The sequence below is a fragment of the Mesorhizobium sp. CU3 genome, from assembly GCF_006442965.1.
Classification (GTDB): domain Bacteria; phylum Pseudomonadota; class Alphaproteobacteria; order Rhizobiales; family Rhizobiaceae; genus Mesorhizobium.
Map to the genome: position 1 here is coordinate 169,100 of NZ_VFWX01000011.1, position 20,826 is coordinate 189,925.

Consider the following 20,826-nt stretch of genomic DNA (forward strand, 5'->3'; position numbering starts at 1 on the left):
ACACAAAAGAGCGACATCATCCGTCCCGTAAGAGCGAATTCGCACGTCTCTCGAAGCGTGGATTTCCCTTTATTGTGTCCACAAATTTAGACACACTTGTCCAATTCGTCAATCACCGCTATATAGATTTCGATGAAGCACGGCATCTCTCCTGACACTTTCCCGCCACGCAGCCATGAGGCCAAACGCGTATCGGTGGTCGGCGCTGCCGCTTCCGTCTTCTGCCGCGAAGGTTATGCAGGCGCCAATATCGACCTGATCGCCGCCGAGGCCGGCGTATCGCGCCAGACCGTCTACAACCATCATGGCGACAAGGAAAAGCTCTTCGTCGCGGTGGTGCGCGACCTGACCGAGCGCTGCAATGCCGGCATCTTCGCCACCATCGCCACCTTCCCCGACCAGCCGGGCAATCTTGAAGCCGACCTTATCGCCTTCGCGGTGCGCATGAACCGCAACTGCATCTGCAACCGCGACGGCCGCTTCCTTCGCAAGCTGATCCAGGCCGAAGGCGAACGCTATCCGGAACTGTTTGCCGATTGGCGCGAACAGGGACCGGGCCGCACCTGGTCGGCGCTTGCCGCCCGTTTCGCACGGCTGGCATTTGCCGGCCACCTGTCTATCGGCGATCCCGACGTCGCGGCGCGCCAGTTCCAGGCGCTGGTCAATGCCGAGCTGCAGATCACCTTCATGCTCGGCGGCACGCCGACCGAGGAAGAGGTGTTGCGCTCCGCCACCAATGGCGTGCGCACCTTCCTCAGCGCCTTCGCCCGGAAGAGACAGCCAGCCGGCAAACAGCCCGTGCTGGCCCACGCCTGAGCGATCAAATCGCTGGCACCCCCCTTGGCCTCGGCGCTTTGCGCCTATATGCGGTTTACGCCGCGCCTAAGCTTGATTACAGCTATGCGGACGATTCAACGGAACCCGACCAGCACATGGCCGACGACCACATTCGCTACGACATTCTGGCCCAGGAGGCTCTGCGCGGCGTCATGCGCAAGGTCCTGGCCGAAGTCGCGCGCACCGGCCTTCCGGGCAATCATCATTTCTTCATCACCTTCCTGACCGGCGCGCCGGGCGTGCGCATCTCGTCCAGGCTGCGCGAGCGCTATCCGGAGCAGATGACCATCGTCATCCAGTTCCAGTACTGGGACCTCAAGGTGACCGACGCCGGCTTCGAGGTCGGCCTCTCCTTCTCCGACGTTCCGGAAAAGCTCGAAATCCCCTTCTCGGCCGTGCGCGGCTTCTACGATCCGTCCGTCAATTTCGAGCTCGAATTCGACGTCAAGACCGAGACTATGGAAGAAGAAGCCCCGGCTCCCGAGCCGGTCGCCGTCGTCCCGGAAAAGAAGCCGGAATCGAAGAAGAAGGCCGCCGAAGCCGAGAAGAAGCCGGCCGTCGCCGAGACCGGCGGCAAAGGCGCCGACGTGGTTTCGCTCGACGCCTTCCGCAAGAAGTAAGCCGGCGCGATGGGCGAGGTCGTCAATCTCCGCCAGGCCCGCAAGCAGAAAGCGCGCACCGAGAAGGAACGCCTGGCAAGCGAGAACCGGGCGTTGCACGGTCGTTCGAAGGCCGAACGCGAGCGCGACCGGCTGACAGCGGACAAGACCGAAAAGTTCATCGCCGGCCATCGTCGGGAAAAGCCTGACGATCCCGGCGAGCGCTGAGGCATCTTCGATGGCCGCGGTCGAGAAACGTTCAGTGACGATCCGCGGCCACCGCACCAGCTTTTCGCTGGAGCAGCCCTTCTATGACGACCTTATCGCCATAGCGGCGCAGCGCTCGCTGTCGCTTGCGGCGCTGGTGGGCGAGATCGATGAGACGCGCACGCGCGACGCCAACCTGTCGTCGGCGCTGAGGCTCTATGTGCTCGCCTGGGCGAAGCGCGGCGGCGGCAAGACGTCGTGAAGATCAAACCGGGTCGCTGACGCCCTGCTCCGCCTTGCGCCTGGCACCGAAACTGAGCAATGCCGAACGGTCGCGCTCCTCCGCCTGCTTCTTCGAGCGCACGCCCATCATATCTTTCCAGCCGATATAACCGACGAGCCGCTCATCCTCGCGTGAGACCACAGGCAGATGCGAGACATTGGCGGTGAGCAGCTTGTCGGAAAGCGCCTCCAGATATTCGTCCGGATAAGCGAGCGTGATCTTGCTCCCCGCGAGCAATTCGCCGAGCGTCGTGCTGCGATGCTTGCCGGCGCGGCGCCAGCGCAGGATCGCCGGCGGATCGATGACGCCGAGCACATGCCCCTCCCCGTCGATCACCGGGAAGCTGGGATGTTTCGTCTCCGGCGCGGTGAGGAAGGCGGCTGCGCCATGCAATGTCATCGACGCCGGCACGCTCTCGACCTTGGTCGTCATCACCTCGCGCACCCGGGTCAGCGCGAAGGGGTCGACGCGGTATTCGCGCACCAGATGATGGCCGCGCCTGGCTACTTTCTCGGTCAGGATCGAGCGTTTCATCAACAGCACGGTGACGGCGTGCGCGGTGGCGCAGGCTGCGATCAGCGGCACCAGCACATGCGTGTTGCCGGTCAGCTCGGTGGCGAAGAAGGTCGCCGTCAGCGGCGCGCGCATGGTGCCGCCCATGGTCGCGGCCATCGCCAGCAGCGGCCAGAAGCCGGGGCTTGCCTCGGGCAGGATGCCTGAGAGTACCGCTCCCATCGCGCCGCCCATGATCAGAAGCGGCGCCAGCACGCCGCCCGAAGTGCCGGACCCCAGCGCGACCGACCAGATGATCGCCTTGACCACCAGAAGCATCAGCGCGGCGCCCGCAATCATGCGGCCATCCAGCATATTGGCGATATTGTCGTAGCCGACGCCCAGCGCGTGCGGCTCGATCAGTCCGCCGATGCCGACCACCAGGCCCCCGATCATCGGCCACCACATCCAGTGTATCGGCAGCTTCAGGAAAGCGTCCTCGCAGGCATAGACCAATTGCGTCAGCAGGCCGGACAGCAGGCCGGCACAGATGCCGATCAGCACCCAGCCGCAAAGCCCGGTGATCGAGGCGTCCATGCTTCCGGAGAATGGGAAGATCGGCCCCGGCAGATGCAGCAAGGTGCGTTCGACTTCCGCCACGATCGCCGCGACGGCGACAGGGATGAAGCTGCGCGGCGTCCATTCGAAGAGCAGCAGTTCGACGGCAAGCATGATGGCGGCGATCGGCGTGCCGAACACCGTCGTCATGCCGGCCGCCGCGCCCGCGACCAAAAGCGTCTTTCGCTCATTGTCGCTGACCGGCAGCATCTGCGCGATCAGCGAGCCGATGGCGCCGCCGGTCATGATGATCGGACCCTCGGCACCGAACGGTCCGCCCGAGCCGATCGAGATCGCCGACGACAACGGCTTCAGCACCGCGACTTTCGCATCGAGCCGCGAGCGTCCCAGAAGAATGGCTTCGATGGCTTCGGGAATGCCGTGGCCGCGGATCTTCTCGCTGCCGAAGCGCGCCATCAGGCCGATGATCAGCGCGCCGATCACCGGCACGATGACGGCGGCAAGCCCAAGCGGCGTGTCTTCGAGCCTCAGATCGGCAAGCGAGAACTGGCCGAAATAGGCGATGTTGGTGGCAAGCCGGATGAGCTTCAGCAGCACGATGCCGGCAAACAGCCCGGCGGTCGCCACCACGACGGCAATGGCGGCGATCAGCAACACACGCGGATCGGTGGTGAAGTCGCGAAGATGGCCGTTGCCGGCATTGGCGGATTTCATGGGAACTCAGCTTTCTGGCGGCGCGATTGCCGACCTTTCGTCGGGCGGCTACATATCGTAACACGATATAATTCATCAAGACCGTTTCGACCGCTGTTGCCGCGTCATTTTGGACAAGGATTGCGCCAGGCATCGAAAGCGCCATAAGTCGAGACATGACGACGCCGCAGAAACCACGCCCCGACATCAGCCAGGCCGATTACCAGCGGCTGTCGGAGTTCCGCTATCTCATCCGCCGCTTTCTCGAGTTCAGCCAGATCCAGGCCAATGATGCCGGCCTCACGCCCCGCCAGCATCAGGCGCTGCTGGCGATCAAGGGCTATCCCGGCGGCGGACCGGTGGCGGTCGGCGACCTGGCGGAGCGGCTGCGCATCCGCCACCACAGCGCGGTCGAACTGGTGAACCGGCTTGCCGAGGCTGGGCTGGTCGTCCGGGATCAGGACAAGGCCGACAACCGGCGTGTGCTCTTGCAACTGACGCCTTTGGCGGACGACCGGCTGGCGGATTTGTCAGCGACGCATCTCGACGAGTTGTCGCGCATCGAACCGATGCTGCGGCGTCTGCTCTCACGCCACGAGCCGTCCTGATCGCCGCAACGTTTTCAGCCCGATACTGGCAGTGAAGCTCAACCGCCGTCGAGCGACTTCAACAGATTGTCGATGGTGAACGGATTGGCCTTCGGCTTGGCCGGCACCGAGGTCGAACCGTCGACATTGACACCAGGAAGCGAGTTGTCGGCCTTCGGCGTCTGCCCGGCCGCCTTGCGCGCAGCCTCCAGCTTGGCCTGCTCGGCCTTCTTGCGGTCGGCCTCCGCCTTGGCCTTTGCGGCCTGATCGGCAGCCCGTTGGTCTGCCTGGGCTTTCGCTTCGGCATCAGCCTTGGCCTTTGCGTCCGCCTCGGCCTGAGCCTTTGCCGCCTCATCCGCCGCCCGCTGTTCCGCCTGGGCTTGCGCCTCGGCATCCGCCTTGGCCTTTGCATCCGCATCGGCCTGCGCCTTGGCGTCAGCCTCGGCCTTGGCTTTCGCCTCCTCCTCCGCCTTGGCTTTCGCTTCGGCTTCCGCCTGGGCCTGCGCTTCGGCTTCAGCTTTCGCCCTGGCCTCGGCCTCCGCCTTCTGCCGCGCTTCTTCCTGCTGGCGGCGCAATTCCTCGGCGGCTCTCTCGCGCTCGGTCTCCAGCGCCGCGTAGTAACGCACCTCGCGCCGCAGCCTCTGCTTTTCGAGCAGCGCCGCCTGCATCGCCTCGACCCGCTGCTGTTCCTTTTCCAGCGCGCGCTGCGTCAGGAACTGCGCCAGCGGCTCGCTGTCGAACTGAGGAGCGGCCGCTCCCAGCGGCCCGGTGAGGTTGAAGTTGATGCTCGGCTCCGAGCCGACCAGCGCCTCGTCGGCGGGGCGGTAGGTGATCGCGCCTTTGGCCGTCACGGTTTCCGTGTTGAGATCGGCGGCGACATCGGCCGACAGGATTGCCGCCGGATTGTTCAGGCTGATCGGCGGTGCGCGCAGCGTGCCGTTGGCAACGGTGAAGGCGACATCCGTATCGCCGGCGGCAAAACTGCCCTGCCCGGCGATCTGCGGCGCGAAGCCCGCCGTCTTGGCGGCGTCGATATCGCGCCCGACCGCGTCGGCCTTGGCGATCATGGCGGCAAACCCGTCCGGATTGATGCCATCGATCTTCAACCCCTTCAAAGCGGCAGTGCCGGACCCCGACAGAGCCGCAACCATCCCGTCCATCGACTTGCCGCTGGTCGACAATACAGCCGAGATGTCGCCGCCGCCGCTGATGCCGGCGCCCGGCAATACGTCGGGAAGATCGCCGCCGGTAAGCTTCATCTGGCCGGAGAACAGTCCGGTGCCTTCCGTGTTCTTGAGCTCGAACAGGCCGGTCAGCGCTCCGCCATAGAGCTTGGCCTTGAGGTCGGAGACATGGATGCCTTCGCGGTCGAGCTTCAGCGAGAAACTCGCGTCATGCGCGGTGGCGAACGGCCCGACGGCGAGCGCCGACGCATTAAGGTCGAGATCGGCATTGAACGGCAGCGTCGACTTCTGGCTGAACGGCGCGGTCGGCCATCCGCCTTTGGCGGGCGCGAAGGACTGGTCGCCGAACAGAGACACCGCCAGCGGATCGAGATCGAGCTCGTCGAGCGCCAGCGCGCCGGCAAGATGCGGCAGCCCGTCCTTGGCATCGACATTGACGTCGCCCGAAATCGCCGCCTTGTTGATCGAACCGGTCAGCCCACTCAGTACCAAAAGCCCGTTGCCGAAATCGGCATCGGCCGAGAGCGTAGTCGACGTGCCGGTGCCCATGCCCGGCAGGCCGACGCCGGTCGTCATCAGCCACGGCTCGATATCGGCGGCGTCGAGGTTGACCTTGCCCTTGGCGGTGGCGCCTTGCGGCGTCTCGGCGACGGTTCCGGCAAAGCTTGCCTTGAAGTCGTCGGCGGTCAGGTTGAAGCTGGTCGCGAGACCGCCGGCAAACGAGCCTTTCGCCGAAACATCGGTGCTGGCGTGGCCAAGCATGCCGAGCGGCAGCGCGGGCAGGCCATAAAGCGCAAGCAGCGTGGTGGCGTTGTCGTTGCGGGCATTGAAGGTGATCGAGACCGGCGCATCGAGCAGCTTGTCGGCCGAGCCCTGGCCGGAGAGCGACGCCGAGAAGGCCGAGCCGCCGGCCTTGCCCTGGGCGGAGACTGCCAGGCCGGTGGTGCCGTCGCCATTGTCGGCCGCACTCGTCAGGAGATCGATGCGAGCGTCCTGGAACAATTCGGGATAGGCGGCGACGCGCCCGGACAGGCCTTTCAGCAGCGCATTGTCGGGATAGTGCTGCGCCGCCACATCGATCAGCGGTTTCAGATCCACCGCCACGATCGAGGCGTTGAGCTTGCCTGTCGGCGCCTGCGGGAAATCCTTGACCCGGCCGGTGGCGCTGATCGAGGCGCCGGCAAGCCCGCCGATCGAGAGCCGGTCGATCTCCAACAGGCCTTCGCGCAGCCTGAGCGCCGTGTCGATCGTGTCGGCGGTGAGCCCGCCGGCGCTGACCGGACCTGCCTTGATCTGGAAGTCGAGATCGTGATCGGAGAAGCGGTTCGCGCCCTTGTCGCTGATGAAGATCGAGGCGAAGGCGGCCAGCCCGTCGACATCCATGTCGCCGCCGGTGAGCCGCATCAACACCGATGGCCTGGCGCCGTCCGGTTGGCTGGAATCGATGGAACCCGAGAACTTGGCCTTGCCGAGGATGAGTTCGAGATCGCTGAAAGACTGGCGGTTCTGGCTGAGATCGACCTTGGCCTTGAAGCCGGCAGCCGGCAGCCGGCGGATCGCTTCATCGACATCCTTCGACAGCCAGGCGGCAAAGCCGGAGGGCTGCCCGACGGCAAGCAACAGCGAGCCGGTGAAGCCGAAACGGTCTTCGACGTTCAGCATGCCGTCGGCTTCGAGCGTCGTGCGGCCAGGCAGCGTCGCAGCGAGCGATTTCACCGACCAGCCGCCCTGGACCGGCTCGGCCGAAAGCCGCACGTCGCGCACCGTCGTGTCGCCCGCCACGACCGCCGGCAGCCTGATCTCAAGCGTGCCCGGAATGGTCGGCTTCGGCATGTGCTGCAGCGTCTGCTCGAAGGCGGCGATACGCTGGTCGAGCGTCAGCCCGGCGCCGGCATTGGCGCCGACCGCCTCGTCGAACTGCACCTGCGCGCCGCTCGCTTCGATCGCGAAATGCGGCTTGAGGCCGAGGTCGACGGAGGCCTTGCCGTCGGCGGTATAGGGATTGTCGAGAGGTCCGGTCTCGAAGCGGAACTCGTCGACATTGAGCTTATGATGGTCGAGTGCGAACTTGCCGTTGAGGCGGAAGCCGGGATCCGGCTTGCCGGTGCTGACCTTGACCGGCTCACCATCCGTGCCGCGCAGCTCGGCCGAGTTCTTGTCCGCACCCGAAATCTTGAACTGGCCGGAATAGACGGCGGCGCCCTTGACGATGCCGGCATTGCCGTCGGTCTCGACAACCAGCGGATAGGCGTCGGGGTCCGCCTTGAGCCTCAGCCGCATCTGGCCGTCCGCCTCCACCTTTCCGGTCGAGGCGGAGACTTCCGCGCGCAGGCCGTCGAAGCGCAACGAGCCGTCCATGCGCCATGGGCCGGCAAGCGACTTGGCCGAAATCGTCGAATTGAACTCCGTGATCAGATGGCTGCGGCCGCCGGCGGCATGGCGCAGCTCGATCCGGCCTTCGGTAACGGTCAGCTTCTCGATGGCGATCTGGCCGGCATCGAAGGGCGAGGACGGCCGGATCGCCCAGTCGACCGTGCCGTCATTGGCGACGTCGATGGTGGCCTTCGGATGCACCAGCCGCATGTCGAAGATCAGCACCTCGCCGCGCAGGAAAGGCGCGAGTTCGGCATCCATCGAAAAAGTCTCGACCGTCATCGCCGGCTGACCGCCCGGCCCGCCCGCGACCTCGACATTCGAGAAGGTCACCGACGGGAAAGGCAGCAGCCGCGCGGTGGCGTCGCCCTTCACCGTCACCTTGCGGCCGAGGACGGCGCTCGCCTCGCGCTCGAAATCGCCGCGGTAACCCGTCCAGTCGATAAAATATGGCACCACCAGCGCCGCGCACAGCACCAGCACGAACAGGCCACCGAAGATCACGAACAAACGTGCGAGCATCTGCTCCAGGCGGTTGGGTTGAAAGTCAGCCGCACTCTACCTGCATCCGCGTGTCGATAAAGAGGCAATTGCGCGGTGTCGGCCGCAATCCCGAGCACTGTCCGCAGCGCGCGGACACTCATCATCCCACTGCCGGCAGGATCTTGCCCGGGTTCATGATGTTTTGCGGGTCGAGCGCCTGCTTGATCGTGCGCATGATGTCGACGCCGTGGCCGAGCTCGTGGCGCAGGAAGCCGACCTTGCCCTGGCCGATGCCGTGCTCGCCGGTGCAGGTGCCTTCCATGGCGATGGCGCGCATGTTCAGCCTGGCGACGAATTTTTCGGCGAGCGCGACCTCGGCCGGATTGTCGACATCCATCAGCACCAGAACATGGAAATTGCCGTCGCCGGCGTGGCCGACGATCGGCGCGATCAATCCCATCTCGGCGATGTCGGCCTCGGTCTCGGTGACGCATTCGGCCAGCCGCGAGATCGGAACGCAGACATCGGTCGACAGCCCCTTGGCGCCGGGGCGCAATGTCAGCGACGACCAATAGGCGTCATGCCGCGCCTTCCAGAGTTTCGTGCGCTCCTCCGCGACGCTGGTCCACAGGAACGGCCCGCCGCCATTCTCCTCGGCGATCATGCCGAACGTCTCGGCCTGTTCGGCAACGCCCGCGTCGCTGCCGTGGAATTCGACGAACAGGCATGGGCTCTCAGGATAGTCGAGCTTGGAATAGTTCTTCATCGCCCGCATCTGCAGCGCGTTGACCAGTTCGATGCGCGCCACCGGAATGCCCATCTGGATCGTCGCGATCACCGTGTTGCAGGCGGCTTCCAGGCTGGGAAACGGGCAGACGCCGCCGGAGATCGCCTGCGGGATGCCCTGCAGCCTGAGCGTCAGCGAGGTGATGATGCCGAGCGTGCCTTCCGAGCCGACCAGCAGCCGCGTCAGATCGTAGCCGGCCGAGCTCTTCTTCGCCCGCTTGCCGGTCGTCACTGTCTCGCCGTCGGCCATCACGGCGGTCAGCGACAGCACGTTCTCGCGCATCGTGCCGTAGCGCACCGCATTGGTGCCGGAGGCTCGCGTTGCCGCCATGCCGCCCAGCGAAGCATTGGCGCCGGGATCGATCGGGAAAAACAGGCCGGTGTCGCGCAGGTGACGGTTGAGAGCCTCGCGCGTCACGCCGGGCTCGACCGTGCAGTCGAGATCCTGCGGATTGACCGACAGGATGCGGCTCATGCGCGAGGTGTCGATCGAAATGCCGCCGCCCGGCGCATTGGTGTGGCCCTCGAGCGAGGAACCGACGCCGAATGCGATGACGGGCACGCGATGCTCGGCACAGGCACGCACGATCTCCTGCACTTCTGCCGTGCTCTCGGCGAAGGCGACGCCGTCCGGCGCCTGCGTCGGAATATAGGTCGTGGTGTGCGCATGCTGGCCCCGGATCGCCTCGCCGGTCTGGAAGCGCTCGCCGAAACGCTGCTTGAGGATGCCGAGAACCGCGGCGATGCCTTCCTCGTTGCGCTCGACCGGGTTGAGGTCGCTCAAAGCCATGAATTCCTCCGCGAATGGACCAGCGGCCACCCTTGTCATGCAGCTATGGATGATGCCTAAAGCAATTCCGGCAAAAGTGTGAAGCGGTTTTCCGTCCGGGGTTGCGCCAGAACAAAGACACTTCACCAGCCACGTCCTGTCCAGCCGAGGATAACACGATGACCATTCCCGCCCCCTTCATCTCCGACCCGATGGGCATCGAGAAGGAATGGATCGACTATAACGGCCACCTCAACATGGCCTATTACAATGTGCTGTTCGACCGCTGCTCCGACGTCGCCTTCGAGATGATGGGCATGGGGCCGAACTACGCCAAGGATCGCCGCCTCACCATCTACACCGCGGAAGTCCATGTCTGCTACGTCCAGGAGCTGCACCTCGACCACAAGGTGAAAGTCTCCTTCCAGCTCATCGACCATGACGAGAAGCGTCTGCGCGCCTATCAGGAAATCCGCCATGTCGACGGCTGGCTGGCCGCCACTTCCGAGCAGCTCGCGCTGCATGTCGACATGGCCGGACCGAAGGTCGCCCCCTTCCCCGCCGATGTGATGGAAAAGGTCGAAGCCATGCGCGCCGCCCATGCCGTGCTGCCGATGCCGGAGCGCGCCGGCCGCGGCATCGGCATCAAGCGCAAGACCGCTTGAAGGCCCTCCGCAGCCGCGTTAACCTTACCAAGGTTTTAACGTGAACAAGCCAGTTGAGTCCGTTGAACGACTCAGCGGCCCGTTCGAAAACCGCCGCACCGGGTTGCGCACGGGCGGCTGGCGGGATGCGGTGCGAGGACAGTGCATGAAAACCGACATCAAGGTCGAGGTGGAACGGTTGGCGGCCGATCCACGCATCACCGACTATGATTTCTGGCGATCGCTGAAGAACGTGAACAATGAGATCTTCCACATCGCCAACAACAACGAGCCTATCCCCTTCGACATGATCCGCTGGCGCGCGATCCTGACCCAGGCGCGCATGCGGCGCGGGCACGGCTGATCATCGGGGCCCTTCAGTTCTGCTTTAACCCGCCGAGCGGCGAGCGCGGCTCGACCGGCGACGACTGGATGATCGCGGTGTTGGTCATCGCATAGGGAATGATACGGTCGATCACCCGCTCGAGCTCGCTCACCGAGCCGACATGCGCCAGCGCGATGAAGCAGTCCTCGCCGGTCACCCGGTCGCACTGCGCGATCTCAGGCAGCTCGCGGATGATCTCGGCCACCACCGACAGCTGCCCCGGCACCGGCCTGATCCTCAGCCACGCCGACAGTTTCAACCCGAGCGCCGCCGGATTGATCCGGACCGTATAGGCCTCGATCACGCCGTTCTCCTGCAGCTTGCGGATGCGCTCGGCCACGCTCGGCGCCGACAGTCCGACGGCGCGCGCCAGCTCGGCAGTGCTGGTGCGGGCGTCCTTTTCCAGGAGCCGCAGGATTTTGAGATCGGCCGCGTCGAGATCGGCATTTTCGTTTAGAAGGCGTTTCACCAGAATTGTCTTTCTTCACAAATAAGAATGGCTGTTCTGCCGCTCATCTTCCATGTCTTCGATGGAATTTGCCTGCGATAATTAGTGCATGGAAACCTCAACGCAAGCCCCGGCTGAAAGCCCTGTCCGCCCCGCTCTTGCCGGATTGGCCAACACGCTGCCGCCGCATGTCTGGTTCTGCGTCAGCGCCGTCTTCCACTATCTTGGCCCCGCCTTCGCGGTGCTCTTGTTTGCTGAGGTCGGCGTGCTCGGCATGGCCTGGCTGCGCATCGCCACCGCGGCGCTCATCTTCGCGCCCTTGACCAGACCCTGGCGGGTGCTGGCACGCGCCGATCGCTCCGGCCGGCTGCTGTTCATCGCCTTCGGCGTTTGCCTTGCGGTGATGAACTGCTCCTTCTATCTGGCGCTCGAACGCCTGCCGATCTCGCTGGTCGCCGCGATCGAGTTCGTCGGCACCATCGGCGTGGCGCTGGTCGGATTGCGCAGCCCGCGCAATGTCGCCGCCCTAGCCATCGCCGTCGCCGGCACCTTGCTGCTCATCGACGTGAAATGGGGAAGCGACCCCGCCGGCCTGTTCTGGGCCTTCCTCAACGGCGCGCTCTTTGTCGGCTACATCGTCATCGGCCACAGGGTTGCGCAAACCGGCCTCGGCATTGCCGGCCTCGGTACAGCCATGGCGATCGCGTTCTTCGTCGTGCTGCCCATCGGCTTCAGCGAGGCGCTGCCGGCTTTCTCGGTGCCGCAATTGTTGCTCGCCGCCATCGGCGTCGGTATCTGCTCGTCGGTCATCCCCTATATATGCGACCAGCTTGCCATGGCGCGCTTACCCCGCGCCAGCTTCGCGCTGATGCTCTCCCTGCTGCCGCTGACCGCTACGCTGATCGGCGTCGTGGTGTTGCACCAGATGCCCGGCATCACCGATTGTTTCGGGATTGCGCTGGTTGTGACCGGCGTCGCCATGCACAAGCCAATGCCGCGCTAGGTTAGAAAAAGTATTTCAGCTCATAAGCTTACAAAACCTGCCCTTTGGTTCCGTCACTTTCCCGCGTGCGACAACAAATCCCTGGGTTGAACCAATTCGAAGCTTGGGCCGTTGTGGCGGCAAAACTGGCTTGGAGTTGGAAAATGGACGAAAAACGCACAAGAGAGCCGCCTGACGCATGGCACATGACCGACGATCTTCACGTCGAACATGGCAAGGGCGATCCGTTCGCGGCGGCGATCCGCGCCACGCGCATGTCGATGCTGATCACCGATCCGCGCAAGCCGGACAACCCGATCGTTTTCGCCAACGACTCGTTCTTGCGGCTGACGGGATACGCGCGTGAAGAGATCATGGGCAAGAACTGCCGCTTCCTGCAAGGGCCGGACACGGACCCCGATGCCATCGAGGAATTGCGGAAGGCGATTGCGGAAGGTAACGACATCAGCGTCGACCTTTTGAACTACCGCAAAGACGGGTCGAGCTTCTGGAACGCGCTCTACATCAGCCCGGTCTCGAACGACAAAGGCGAGCTTTTGTTCTTCTTCGCCTCGCAGCTCGACGTCACCGACCGCAAGCAATCGGAGCATCGGATCACGGCGGACAAGGAACGCTTCGAGGAAGCCGTCAAGGAACGTACGGCGGAACTTCAGGCAGCGCTTGAGACGCAGACCGCCCTGCTGCACGAGGTCGACCACCGGGTGAAGAACAATCTGCAGATGATATCGTCGCTGATCCTGATGCAAAGCCGCACCATAAAGGACGAAGCTGTCAGGAACTCGCTTGCCACCATGCTGGAACGGATCGAGGCGCTGAGCACCGTGCATCGCCGGCTCTACCAATCGAAGGACGTCAGCCAGTTCGATGTCTCCGATTTCGCCAGAGACCTGGTTTCGGATCTGCTCGCCGCTTCCGGCAGGCCGCAGATCAAATCTAAGCTGGATCTGGAGCCGATCGTAGTCCCTGCCGACAAGGCGACGCCGGTGGCGCTCATCGTCAACGAGCTCATCACCAACGCGTTGAAGCACGCATTCAAGGACAATGCCGCGCCTGGAAGGATAGGCGTCAAGATGAGCCAGCCGGACGGGCACCTGATCATCGAGGTGTCCGATGATGGTGTCGGCATGAACGGAGCCAATGGCGATGCCTCGTTCGGCATGCGGCTGATCCGTCAGCTCGGGCGGCAGCTTCACGCAGATGTCGAATGGCGGAACTCAACCCCTGGTACGCATGTTGTTATCAAAATGCCGAACGGGCCGCAGAGTAAGGGTGATGCGTCATGACCGAGCCATTGAAGGTGCTCATTGTCGAGGATCAAGCTTTGCTGGCGATGGAACTGGAAAGCCTGATCGAGGATGCAGGCCACAATGTCATCGGCTGGGCGATGTCATCGATGGAAGCCAGGACAATGGTCGATGCCAGCGAAGCCGACATCGCCTTCGTCGACATACATCTGTCCGATGGACCGACAGGCGTCGACGTCGCGGAGCATATCAGGCGTTCCGGCCGCTCGATGGTTGTGTTCATGACCGCCAACCCCAAACGCATCCCGGACAATTTCGCCGGCGCCGTCGGCGTTATTTCAAAGCCCTATACGATGAACGGGCTGATGTCGGCGCTGCGCTATCTCCATGAAGGCGTCAGGCGACCGCCGCCTGTCTCGGCGCTGCCGGCCGGCTTTACGCTGTCGCCAGCCTTCTCGACAGTCTGGGCGCCATCGACCGCGTGATCGCTACGCCAGCTTCGCCTTGAGGAAAGCGACCGTGCGCCCCCACGCCAGGTCGGCCGCCTTCTTGTCGTAGCGCGCGGCCGAGGTATCGTTGTTGAAGGCGTGATTGGCGCCGTCATAGACATAGACGGTGTTTTCGACATGGGCCGCATCGAGCGCCTTCTTGTAGGCGTCGATGCCGGCATTGGTGCGCTCGTCCAGTCCGGCATAGTGAAGCAGCAGCGCCGCCTTGATCTTCGGCACGTCCTCGGCCTTCGGCTGCATGCCGTAATAGGCGACTCCGGCTGCAAGGTCCGGCGCATTGACGGCAAGCTGGTTCACTGCGCCGCCGCCCCAGCAGAAGCCAACCGCGCCGACCTTGCCGTTGCCGTCCTTGTCGCTCTGGAGGTAGGCGATGGTCGCCTTGCCGTCGGCAACGACCTGCGTCCCGGCCAGCTTGGTAAACATGTCGCGCGCCTTGTCCTCGTCGGACGGCGTGCCGCCAAGCGGCGACAGGAAGTCGGGCGCCAGCGCCACGAAGCCTTCCAGCGCGACGCGCCGGGCGACGTCGCGGATATGGGCGTTGAGCCCTCTATTCTCGTGAATGACGATGACGGTGCCGAGCTTGCCCGATAGGCTCGCTGGCCTGACCAGATAGGCTTTCATCTCGCCGCTAGACCCGCGATAGGTGATGTCCTCGCCCTTCACTCGTTTGTCGTCCTCGGCGACGATCGCCGCCTGCGCCGAATTCGCCGCCAGCATCGGCGCGATCACCGCAGCGGCGGCACCCGAACCCGCCAGTTTCGTCAATTGATCCATGAAGCGGCGCCGATCGAGCGTCAGATGCGTGTATTCGTCATAGGCATCGATCATCGCCTGGGTAACGACGGGCTTGGCTGGTTCGGTCATGGCGCTTCCTCGAGGGGATGGTGGAGGGTGTCCGCAAGATAGGGCCGCGATCCGCCCGGTCCAGTCACGGTCCAATGACGATTGCGGGCGACCTTTGCGTCCATCACGTTTTGGTCATTTCCGAAAGCCTTGATGATGCTGTCACATTGCGACGGGAAGCTGCTCAAAGCCGCCTCGCCGGTTCGATCGACGCAAAGGGGAATGCCATGAACGTCCAGGATATCGTCAACACCGTTTCGCAAAAGGCCGGGCTCGACCAGGCGACCACGGAGAAGGTCGTCGGCACCATCTTCTCGGTGCTCGAGCACGAGGCGGAAGGCACCAGCGTGTCTTCCTTCTTCGCCCAGATCCCCGGCGCCGATGCGCTGGCCCAGAAATACGATGTCATGGCAGCCGGCGCCGCGGCCGGTTCGGGCGGTGGCTTCCTGTCTTCGTTGGAGGGCGCGCTTGGCGGCGTGCTCGGCGGAAAGGCCGGCGCCTTGATCAACGGCGTCGCCGCGCTCAAGGCCTCCGGCCTTGACATGGCGCAGATCCAGGAAGCCGGCGAGACGCTGATCAAGCAGGCCGAGGCCGCTGCCGGTCCGGATCTCACAAACCAGGTTCTCGGCCAGGTGCCCGGCTTGAAGAGCCATCTCGGCCTTTAATGCATGTCGCCCAGAAGTGCGCAGCGGTTCTGGGATAACGACATCCATCGAGACACCAGGCCGGCGCCTCGAACATCTTTCAGCCCTGAGTTGCGCCCTTGGGCGAAGGATGTTGCGGCTCCGCCCATCATGATTTGCCTAGCCGGCTGTAGACCTCTCCCGGCTGGAACGGAGCCTGCACGCGAGAGATAAAAATATCGATATTATAAGCACGGCTGCATTATCATACATATTCCAGAAACCATGCCGCAGCCCTGAAGGGGCGCGTTTCATTGCAATTAACCATCTATTATAAGTTGCATCGCAGGTTGTAGGCCGAACTATCGGTATCCGCATTGGGGGCGGCTGCCTTTTATCGCCTGTGTCACCACCCTCGCCGACAAATCGGATGCTCCCGTCGACGGGCACCGGGCGATCGTGGACAGGCAGGAAGGCCAGGCACCTCCGCGTTCGAAGAGAGCAACCCGGCTAATGATGCGCGTCATATCCTGCGTGACAATGAACCACAATTTGTGGCTCGTGCTCGTCGCGGCGCTGGTCTGCAGCGCCGGCTCCTGGGCGACGATCAGGCTCTTTCTTCGCTCGCACGAATCCACCGGGCTGCAGCAGATCGGCTGGCATTTCCTCACCGCGGTCTGCACCGGATCCTCGATCTGGTGCACGCATTTCGTCGCCATGCTGGCCTACGATCCCGGCGCGCCGATCACCTTCGATCCGGTGCTGACGATTGTCTCGCTGTTCATCGCCATCGCCGGCACCGCGGCCGGCTTCATCGCCGCGACCGGCCGCGCCCCGCTGATCTCGCCCCTGGTCGGCGGCACGATTATCGGCCTCGCGATCTCCGGCATGCATTACACGGGCATGGCCGCCTATCATGTCGACGGCATCATCGAATGGAACACGACCTACGTCGCAGCCTCGGTCCTGCTTTCGGTGGTGTTTGCCTGTCTCGCCATCACCATCGCGCTCAACGAACGGATATCGGCCCGCAAATACTGGGCGGCCGCGGTTCTGGTGCTGGCCATCGTCACCCTTCATTTCACCGCGATGTCGGCGGTGCAGGTAACACCGCTTATAATGCGCAGTTCCAATGCCGACGCGGTGGCGCTGCAAGCCATGGCGCTCGGCGTCGCCGTCGCCGGCCTGATCATCATCGGCACCGGCCTCGCCAGCTATCTGATCGATGACCAGACGCGCTCGGAGGCCTTTCAGCGCCTCCAGCACCTGGCGATGAACGACACACTGACCGGCTTGCCGAACCGCGCGAACTTCAACGACCATCTCGACCGCGAGATCGACCGTGCGGACGAAGTCGCCGGCAAGGTCGCGGTGATCGGCATCGATCTCGACCGCTTCAAGGAAATCAACGACATGTGGGGGCACCACGCCGGTGACCTGGCTTTGAAGACACTCGCCGAACGCATGGGCGCGCTGCTGCAGGACGGCGAGTTCGTCGCCCGTCTCGGCGGCGACGAGTTCGCCGGCGTCAAGCGCATGAAGAACCAATCGGACCTCGTCGAATTTGTAGCGCGCCTCGAGACGGCGCTTTTCGCGCCGGTCAGGATTGGCGAGATGGAGACCACCACCGGCGCGAGCCTCGGCGTCGCCATCTACCCGAACGACGCGCACAACCGCGAGGCGCTGGTCAACAACGCAGACCTCGCCATGTACCGCGCCAAGGCAAACGTAACCCAGACCGTCTGTTTCTATGAGCAGGCCATGGATGAAGCCGTGCGCGCCAACCGCACACTGGTCAACGATCTGCGCGACGCGGTCGAGAACGGCCAATTCGACCTGCACTACCAGGTCCAGACCTCCGTCTCGACCGGCGACATCCGCGGTTATGAGGCGCTGCTGCGCTGGAAGCATCCGACCCGCGGCAGCATCTCGCCGGCCGAGTTCATTCCGCTGGCCGAAGAGAGCGGTTTGATCCTGCCGCTCGGCGAATGGGTGCTGCGCACCGCCTGCGCCAAGGCCGCCTCGTGGGATCACCCCTACAAGATCGCGGTCAATCTCTCGCCGGTGCAGTTTGCCCATGCCGACCTGCCGAAGCTCGTGCACGAGATCCTGCTCGAGACCGGTTTGAAGCCGAGCCGGCTCGAGCTCGAGATCACCGAGACCACCATCATCGCCGACAAGAACCGCACGCTGAACATCCTGCGGCGCATCAAGGCGCTTGGCGTCACCATCGCCATCGACGATTTCGGCACCGGCTATTCCTCGCTGGAGACGCTGCGCGCCTTCCCCTTCGACAAGATCAAGCTCGACCGCTCCTTCATGTCCGAGGTCGAGACCAGCCCACAGGCCAAGGCCATCATCCGCGCCGTGCTGGCGCTCGGCCAGAGCCTGCATATCCCGGTGCTGGCCGAAGGTGTCGAGACGCACAGCCAACTCTCGATCCTGCGCGCCGAAGGCTGCAACGAAGCGCAAGGGTTCCTGCTCGGCCGTCCCGCGCCTTTCGGCGAGATCTTCGCGCTCATGCATGGCCGGGAGATCGGCAGCGCTGAAACCCGGCGGGCCGTCCGGCGGGCGGCCGCTGTTGCGTAGCTGAAACCTCCGCGCCGTCGTCATCCACGGGCGGAGCAAGGAGCGAAGCGACGCGCGCAGACCCGAGGATCCATTCCGTGACATCCGAGCGCTGCGACGGTGCAGAATTCTCCACCGCTGCGCTCCTCGATTAAGGTAACGGAATGGATCCTCGGGTCTGCGCTCCGCTTCGCGTCGCTCCGCCCGTGGATGACGAAGTCGCGAAGGCTTCGGCCAATCTCCAGCATATGCGAAACAAGTGGCCGGAAGCGCAGGAACTCGCCGTTCGCAGGCCGGCCTCACCTGAACCTATTTCGGCAAAGCATAGGCCATCACATAGTCACCCGGCTTGGTGCCGACCGAGCCGTGACCGCCGGCGACGATGACCACGAACTGGCGGCCATCGGCCACCGTATAGGTCATCGGCGTCGATTGCCCGCCGGCCGGCAGCCGCGCCTGCCAGAGCTGCTTGCCGCTGGCAAGATCGTAGGCGCGCAGATAATCGTCGACCGCGGCACCCAGGAAGGCGACGCCGCCGGCCGTGATCATCGGCCCGCCGATGCCCGGAACACCGACCTTGAGCGGCAGGGGCAGCGGCGTCATGTCATAGACGGTGCCGTTGCGGTGCTTGTAGGCGATGTTGCCGGTCTTGAGGTCGACGCCGGCGACATAGCCCCAGGGCGGCGCCTGGCAGGGAATGCCGAGCGGCGACAGGAACGGCCCCATAACCACGGCATAGGGCGCGCCTTCGTTGCGGTTCAGCCCCTGCTCGCTGCCCTTGGTGTTGTCGCCCGGCGGCGGCACGTCCGCGCGCGGGATAAGCCTTGACGTGAACGCCAGATAGGTCGGCATGCCGAACATCACCTGGCGCACAGGATCGACGGCGACGCCGCCCCAGTTGAAGACGCCGAAATTGCCCGGATAGATCAGCGAGCCCTGCAGCGAAGGCGGCGTGTAGCGGCCCTCATAGCGCAATTTCTTCAGCTCGATCCGGCACGCCAGCTGATCGAATAGGGTCACGCCCCACATGTCGGCTCCGGTCAGCGGTTTCGGATTGAAGGAGAGGTCCGAGCTCGGCTGTGTCGGCGAGGCATGGTCGCCCTCGATCGCGCCACCCGGCGCCGGCACTTCCTTGACCGGAATGATCGGCTCGCCGCTGCGCCGGTCGAGCACATAGAGATCGCCCTGCTTGGTCGGCCCGACCAGCGCCGGCACCACGCCGCTCGCGGTGGTGATGTCGACCAGCGACGGCTGCGCCGGTACGTCCATGTCCCACAGATCGTGATGCACCGTCTGCCGCACCCAGCGCAACTGCCCGGTGGCGAGGTCGAGCGCGGTGATCGAGGAGGAGAATTTCTCGACATTGGCGCTGCGCCCGGCGCCGAGCTGGTCGGGAGTCTGATTGCCGAGCGGCACGTAGAGCAGGCCGAGCTTCTCGTCGGCGCTCGCCGTCGACCACATGTTGGGCGAGTTGTGCGTGTAGGTCTGACCGACGGGCAGCGGCGTCGTCACGTCCGGATTGCCGGAATCCCAGTTCCAGATCAGCGCGCCGGTATCCACGTCGAAGGCGCGGATGACGCCGGACGGCTCCTCGGTCGAGTAATTGTCGTTGACCGCGCCGCCGACGATGATCTTGCCGGCGACGATCAGCGGCGCCGAGGTCGAATAGTAGTAGCCCGACTTCGGATAAGGCATGTTGGCCATCAGGTTCAGCGTGCCACCCTCGGCGAAGGACGGGCAGAGCTGCCCGGTGGCGGCATCGAGCGCGATCAGTCTGGCGTCCGAGGTCGGCAGATAGATGCGCGCCGCGCACGGCTGGCCGGCGGCGGTCTTGGCGTCGGCATAATAGGAGACGCCGCGGCAGGTCTGGTGCTGGCGGTTGGGATCGAGCTTGATCTTCGGATCGTAGCGCCATTTCTCCTGGCCGGTCGCGGCATCGATGGCGATGGCGAAATTATGCGGCGTGCAGATGTAGAGCGCATCGCCGATCTTCAGCGGCGTCACCTGGTAAGTCGTCTCGCCGATATCGTCGGGGCCCTTCACATCGCCGGTGCGATAGGTCCAGGCCGGCTGCAGCTTCGCGACATTGTCGGGCGTGATCTGGTCGAGCGGCGAATAGCGCTGGCCGAACGGCGTGCGACCGTAGAAGTGCCATTCGCCCGCAGGCATGTCGCCGCCAAGATTGGCGGTGGGCGTTACCTTGTCCATGCCGAGCGTGCCGCCGATGTCGTGCGGATCGGCCGTCATCGAATAGCCAGCGACCGCAAGCGATGCGAGCACGGCCAGGATCAGCGGCGCGCGCCCGTCGGGACCTCTTAGGTCCCGCCTTGCCCAGGGCGTCAGCAGCCAAAGCGCGATCAGCACGATGACGCCGCCGCGCGGACCGAGCTGCCACCAGTCGAAACCGATTTCCCACACCGCCCAGCACAAGGTGGCGAGCACGAAGAACGCGTAGAGCCAGAGCGAGGTCGACCGGCGACTGAGCAGCAGCCAGCCGGTGATCAGGAACACCAGGCCGGCGATGACGTAGTACCAGCTGCCGCCCAGAACGGCGAGCCAGATGCCGCCGCCGCCGAGGATGAGACCGATGAGGAAGAGGACGAGGGCGGTGATGGTAACAGCCAAGGCGGTGCTCCTTCGACTTTCAGGCGACGGCATGCCGTCCCTGCCCTGCCGGCAGCTTTCCC

The 20,826-nt window shown here is 64.4% G+C and carries 18 protein-coding genes; 12 read left to right on the forward strand and 6 right to left on the reverse strand.

Going from position 1 to position 20,826, the window contains the following annotated elements:
- Positions 1 to 132: 132 nt before the first annotated feature.
- From FJ988_RS18610 to FJ988_RS18625, 4 genes are all read left to right on the forward strand, one after another.
- Entirely contained in the window at positions 133 to 816 is a 684-nt protein-coding gene (locus FJ988_RS18610; RefSeq protein WP_140819800.1) for a TetR/AcrR family transcriptional regulator, read from the forward strand.
- Positions 817 to 932: 116 nt separating this feature from the next.
- Positions 933 to 1,457 (forward strand): SspB family protein, encoded by a 525-nt coding sequence (locus tag FJ988_RS18615; RefSeq protein ID WP_140819801.1) that lies wholly within the window; start codon positions 933 to 935, stop codon positions 1,455 to 1,457.
- A 9-nt stretch (positions 1,458 to 1,466) separates the two neighbouring features.
- Entirely contained in the window at positions 1,467 to 1,664 is a 198-nt protein-coding gene (locus tag FJ988_RS18620) for a DUF4169 family protein (RefSeq protein WP_140819802.1), read from the forward strand.
- Between the two features lie 10 nt (positions 1,665 to 1,674).
- Positions 1,675 to 1,905, forward strand: a complete 231-nt coding sequence (locus tag FJ988_RS18625; RefSeq protein WP_140819803.1) for a ribbon-helix-helix domain-containing protein — start codon at positions 1,675 to 1,677, stop codon at positions 1,903 to 1,905.
- A gap of 3 nt (positions 1,906 to 1,908) precedes the next feature.
- Here the strand turns inward: FJ988_RS18625 and FJ988_RS18630 are convergent, their stop codons facing one another.
- The gene (locus FJ988_RS18630; protein WP_140819804.1) at positions 1,909 to 3,711 is read right to left on the reverse strand and encodes a chloride channel protein; all 1,803 of its coding nucleotides are present in this window, start codon (positions 3,709 to 3,711) and stop codon (positions 1,909 to 1,911) included.
- Between the two features lie 155 nt (positions 3,712 to 3,866).
- Here FJ988_RS18630 and FJ988_RS18635 point away from each other — a divergent pair, with 155 nt between their 5' ends.
- A complete protein-coding gene (locus tag FJ988_RS18635) occupies positions 3,867 to 4,298 on the forward strand; it encodes a MarR family winged helix-turn-helix transcriptional regulator (protein WP_140819805.1) in 432 nt (143 codons plus the stop codon).
- 38 nt (positions 4,299 to 4,336) lie between these two features.
- On the opposite strand, the gene FJ988_RS18640 is transcribed toward FJ988_RS18635, so the two are convergent.
- Positions 4,337 to 8,356 (reverse strand): AsmA-like C-terminal region-containing protein, encoded by a 4,020-nt coding sequence (locus FJ988_RS18640; RefSeq protein ID WP_140819806.1) that lies wholly within the window; start codon positions 8,354 to 8,356, stop codon positions 4,337 to 4,339.
- Between the two features lie 121 nt (positions 8,357 to 8,477).
- Positions 8,478 to 9,893 carry an FAD-binding oxidoreductase gene (locus FJ988_RS18645; protein ID WP_140819807.1) on the reverse strand — a complete coding sequence of 472 codons (1,416 nt, stop codon included), beginning with the start codon at positions 9,891 to 9,893 and terminating at the stop codon, positions 8,478 to 8,480.
- Positions 9,894 to 10,051: 158 nt separating this feature from the next.
- On the opposite strand from FJ988_RS18645, the gene FJ988_RS18650 reads away from it, so the two are divergent.
- Together FJ988_RS18650 and FJ988_RS18655 are read left to right on the forward strand one after the other, a co-directional pair.
- On the forward strand, positions 10,052 to 10,537 hold the full coding sequence (locus FJ988_RS18650; protein ID WP_140819808.1) for a thioesterase family protein: 486 nt from the start codon (positions 10,052 to 10,054) through the stop codon (positions 10,535 to 10,537).
- A 145-nt stretch (positions 10,538 to 10,682) separates the two neighbouring features.
- The gene (locus FJ988_RS18655; RefSeq protein WP_140819809.1) at positions 10,683 to 10,880 is read left to right on the forward strand and encodes a hypothetical protein; all 198 of its coding nucleotides are present in this window, start codon (positions 10,683 to 10,685) and stop codon (positions 10,878 to 10,880) included.
- A gap of 13 nt (positions 10,881 to 10,893) precedes the next feature.
- On the opposite strand, the gene FJ988_RS18660 is transcribed toward FJ988_RS18655, so the two are convergent.
- On the reverse strand, positions 10,894 to 11,370 hold the full coding sequence (locus FJ988_RS18660; protein WP_140819810.1) for an Lrp/AsnC family transcriptional regulator: 477 nt from the start codon (positions 11,368 to 11,370) through the stop codon (positions 10,894 to 10,896).
- Positions 11,371 to 11,458: 88 nt separating this feature from the next.
- Here FJ988_RS18660 and FJ988_RS18665 point away from each other — a divergent pair, with 88 nt between their 5' ends.
- The 3 genes from FJ988_RS18665 (at position 11,459) to FJ988_RS18675 (ending at position 14,081) form a co-directional block, all read left to right on the forward strand.
- Complete coding sequence (locus FJ988_RS18665; protein ID WP_140819811.1) at positions 11,459 to 12,352, forward strand: DMT family transporter; 894 nt, start codon at positions 11,459 to 11,461, stop codon at positions 12,350 to 12,352.
- Positions 12,353 to 12,495: 143 nt separating this feature from the next.
- Positions 12,496 to 13,635 (forward strand): histidine kinase dimerization/phosphoacceptor domain -containing protein, encoded by a 1,140-nt coding sequence (locus tag FJ988_RS18670; RefSeq protein ID WP_140819812.1) that lies wholly within the window; start codon positions 12,496 to 12,498, stop codon positions 13,633 to 13,635.
- A complete protein-coding gene (locus FJ988_RS18675; RefSeq protein ID WP_140819813.1) occupies positions 13,632 to 14,081 on the forward strand; it encodes a response regulator in 450 nt (149 codons plus the stop codon). The genes FJ988_RS18670 and FJ988_RS18675 overlap by 4 nt, the downstream gene beginning before the upstream one ends.
- 3 nt (positions 14,082 to 14,084) lie before the next feature.
- Here the strand turns inward: FJ988_RS18675 and FJ988_RS18680 are convergent, their stop codons facing one another.
- Positions 14,085 to 14,969, reverse strand: a complete 885-nt coding sequence (locus FJ988_RS18680) for a dienelactone hydrolase family protein (RefSeq protein WP_140819814.1) — start codon at positions 14,967 to 14,969, stop codon at positions 14,085 to 14,087.
- 206 nt (positions 14,970 to 15,175) lie between these two features.
- On the opposite strand from FJ988_RS18680, the gene FJ988_RS18685 reads away from it, so the two are divergent.
- On the forward strand, positions 15,176 to 15,613 hold the full coding sequence (locus FJ988_RS18685; protein WP_140819815.1) for a hypothetical protein: 438 nt from the start codon (positions 15,176 to 15,178) through the stop codon (positions 15,611 to 15,613).
- A gap of 498 nt (positions 15,614 to 16,111) precedes the next feature.
- Complete coding sequence (locus tag FJ988_RS18690) at positions 16,112 to 18,160, forward strand: EAL domain-containing protein (RefSeq protein ID WP_348644315.1); 2,049 nt, start codon at positions 16,112 to 16,114, stop codon at positions 18,158 to 18,160.
- A gap of 288 nt (positions 18,161 to 18,448) precedes the next feature.
- Here FJ988_RS18690 and FJ988_RS18695 read toward each other — a convergent pair whose 3' ends face one another.
- Positions 18,449 to 20,764: a glucose/quinate/shikimate family membrane-bound PQQ-dependent dehydrogenase gene (locus tag FJ988_RS18695; protein WP_140819817.1), complete on the reverse strand. Its 2,316-nt coding sequence runs from the start codon at positions 20,762 to 20,764 to the stop codon at positions 18,449 to 18,451.
- Between the last annotated feature and the right edge of the window lie 62 nt (positions 20,765 to 20,826).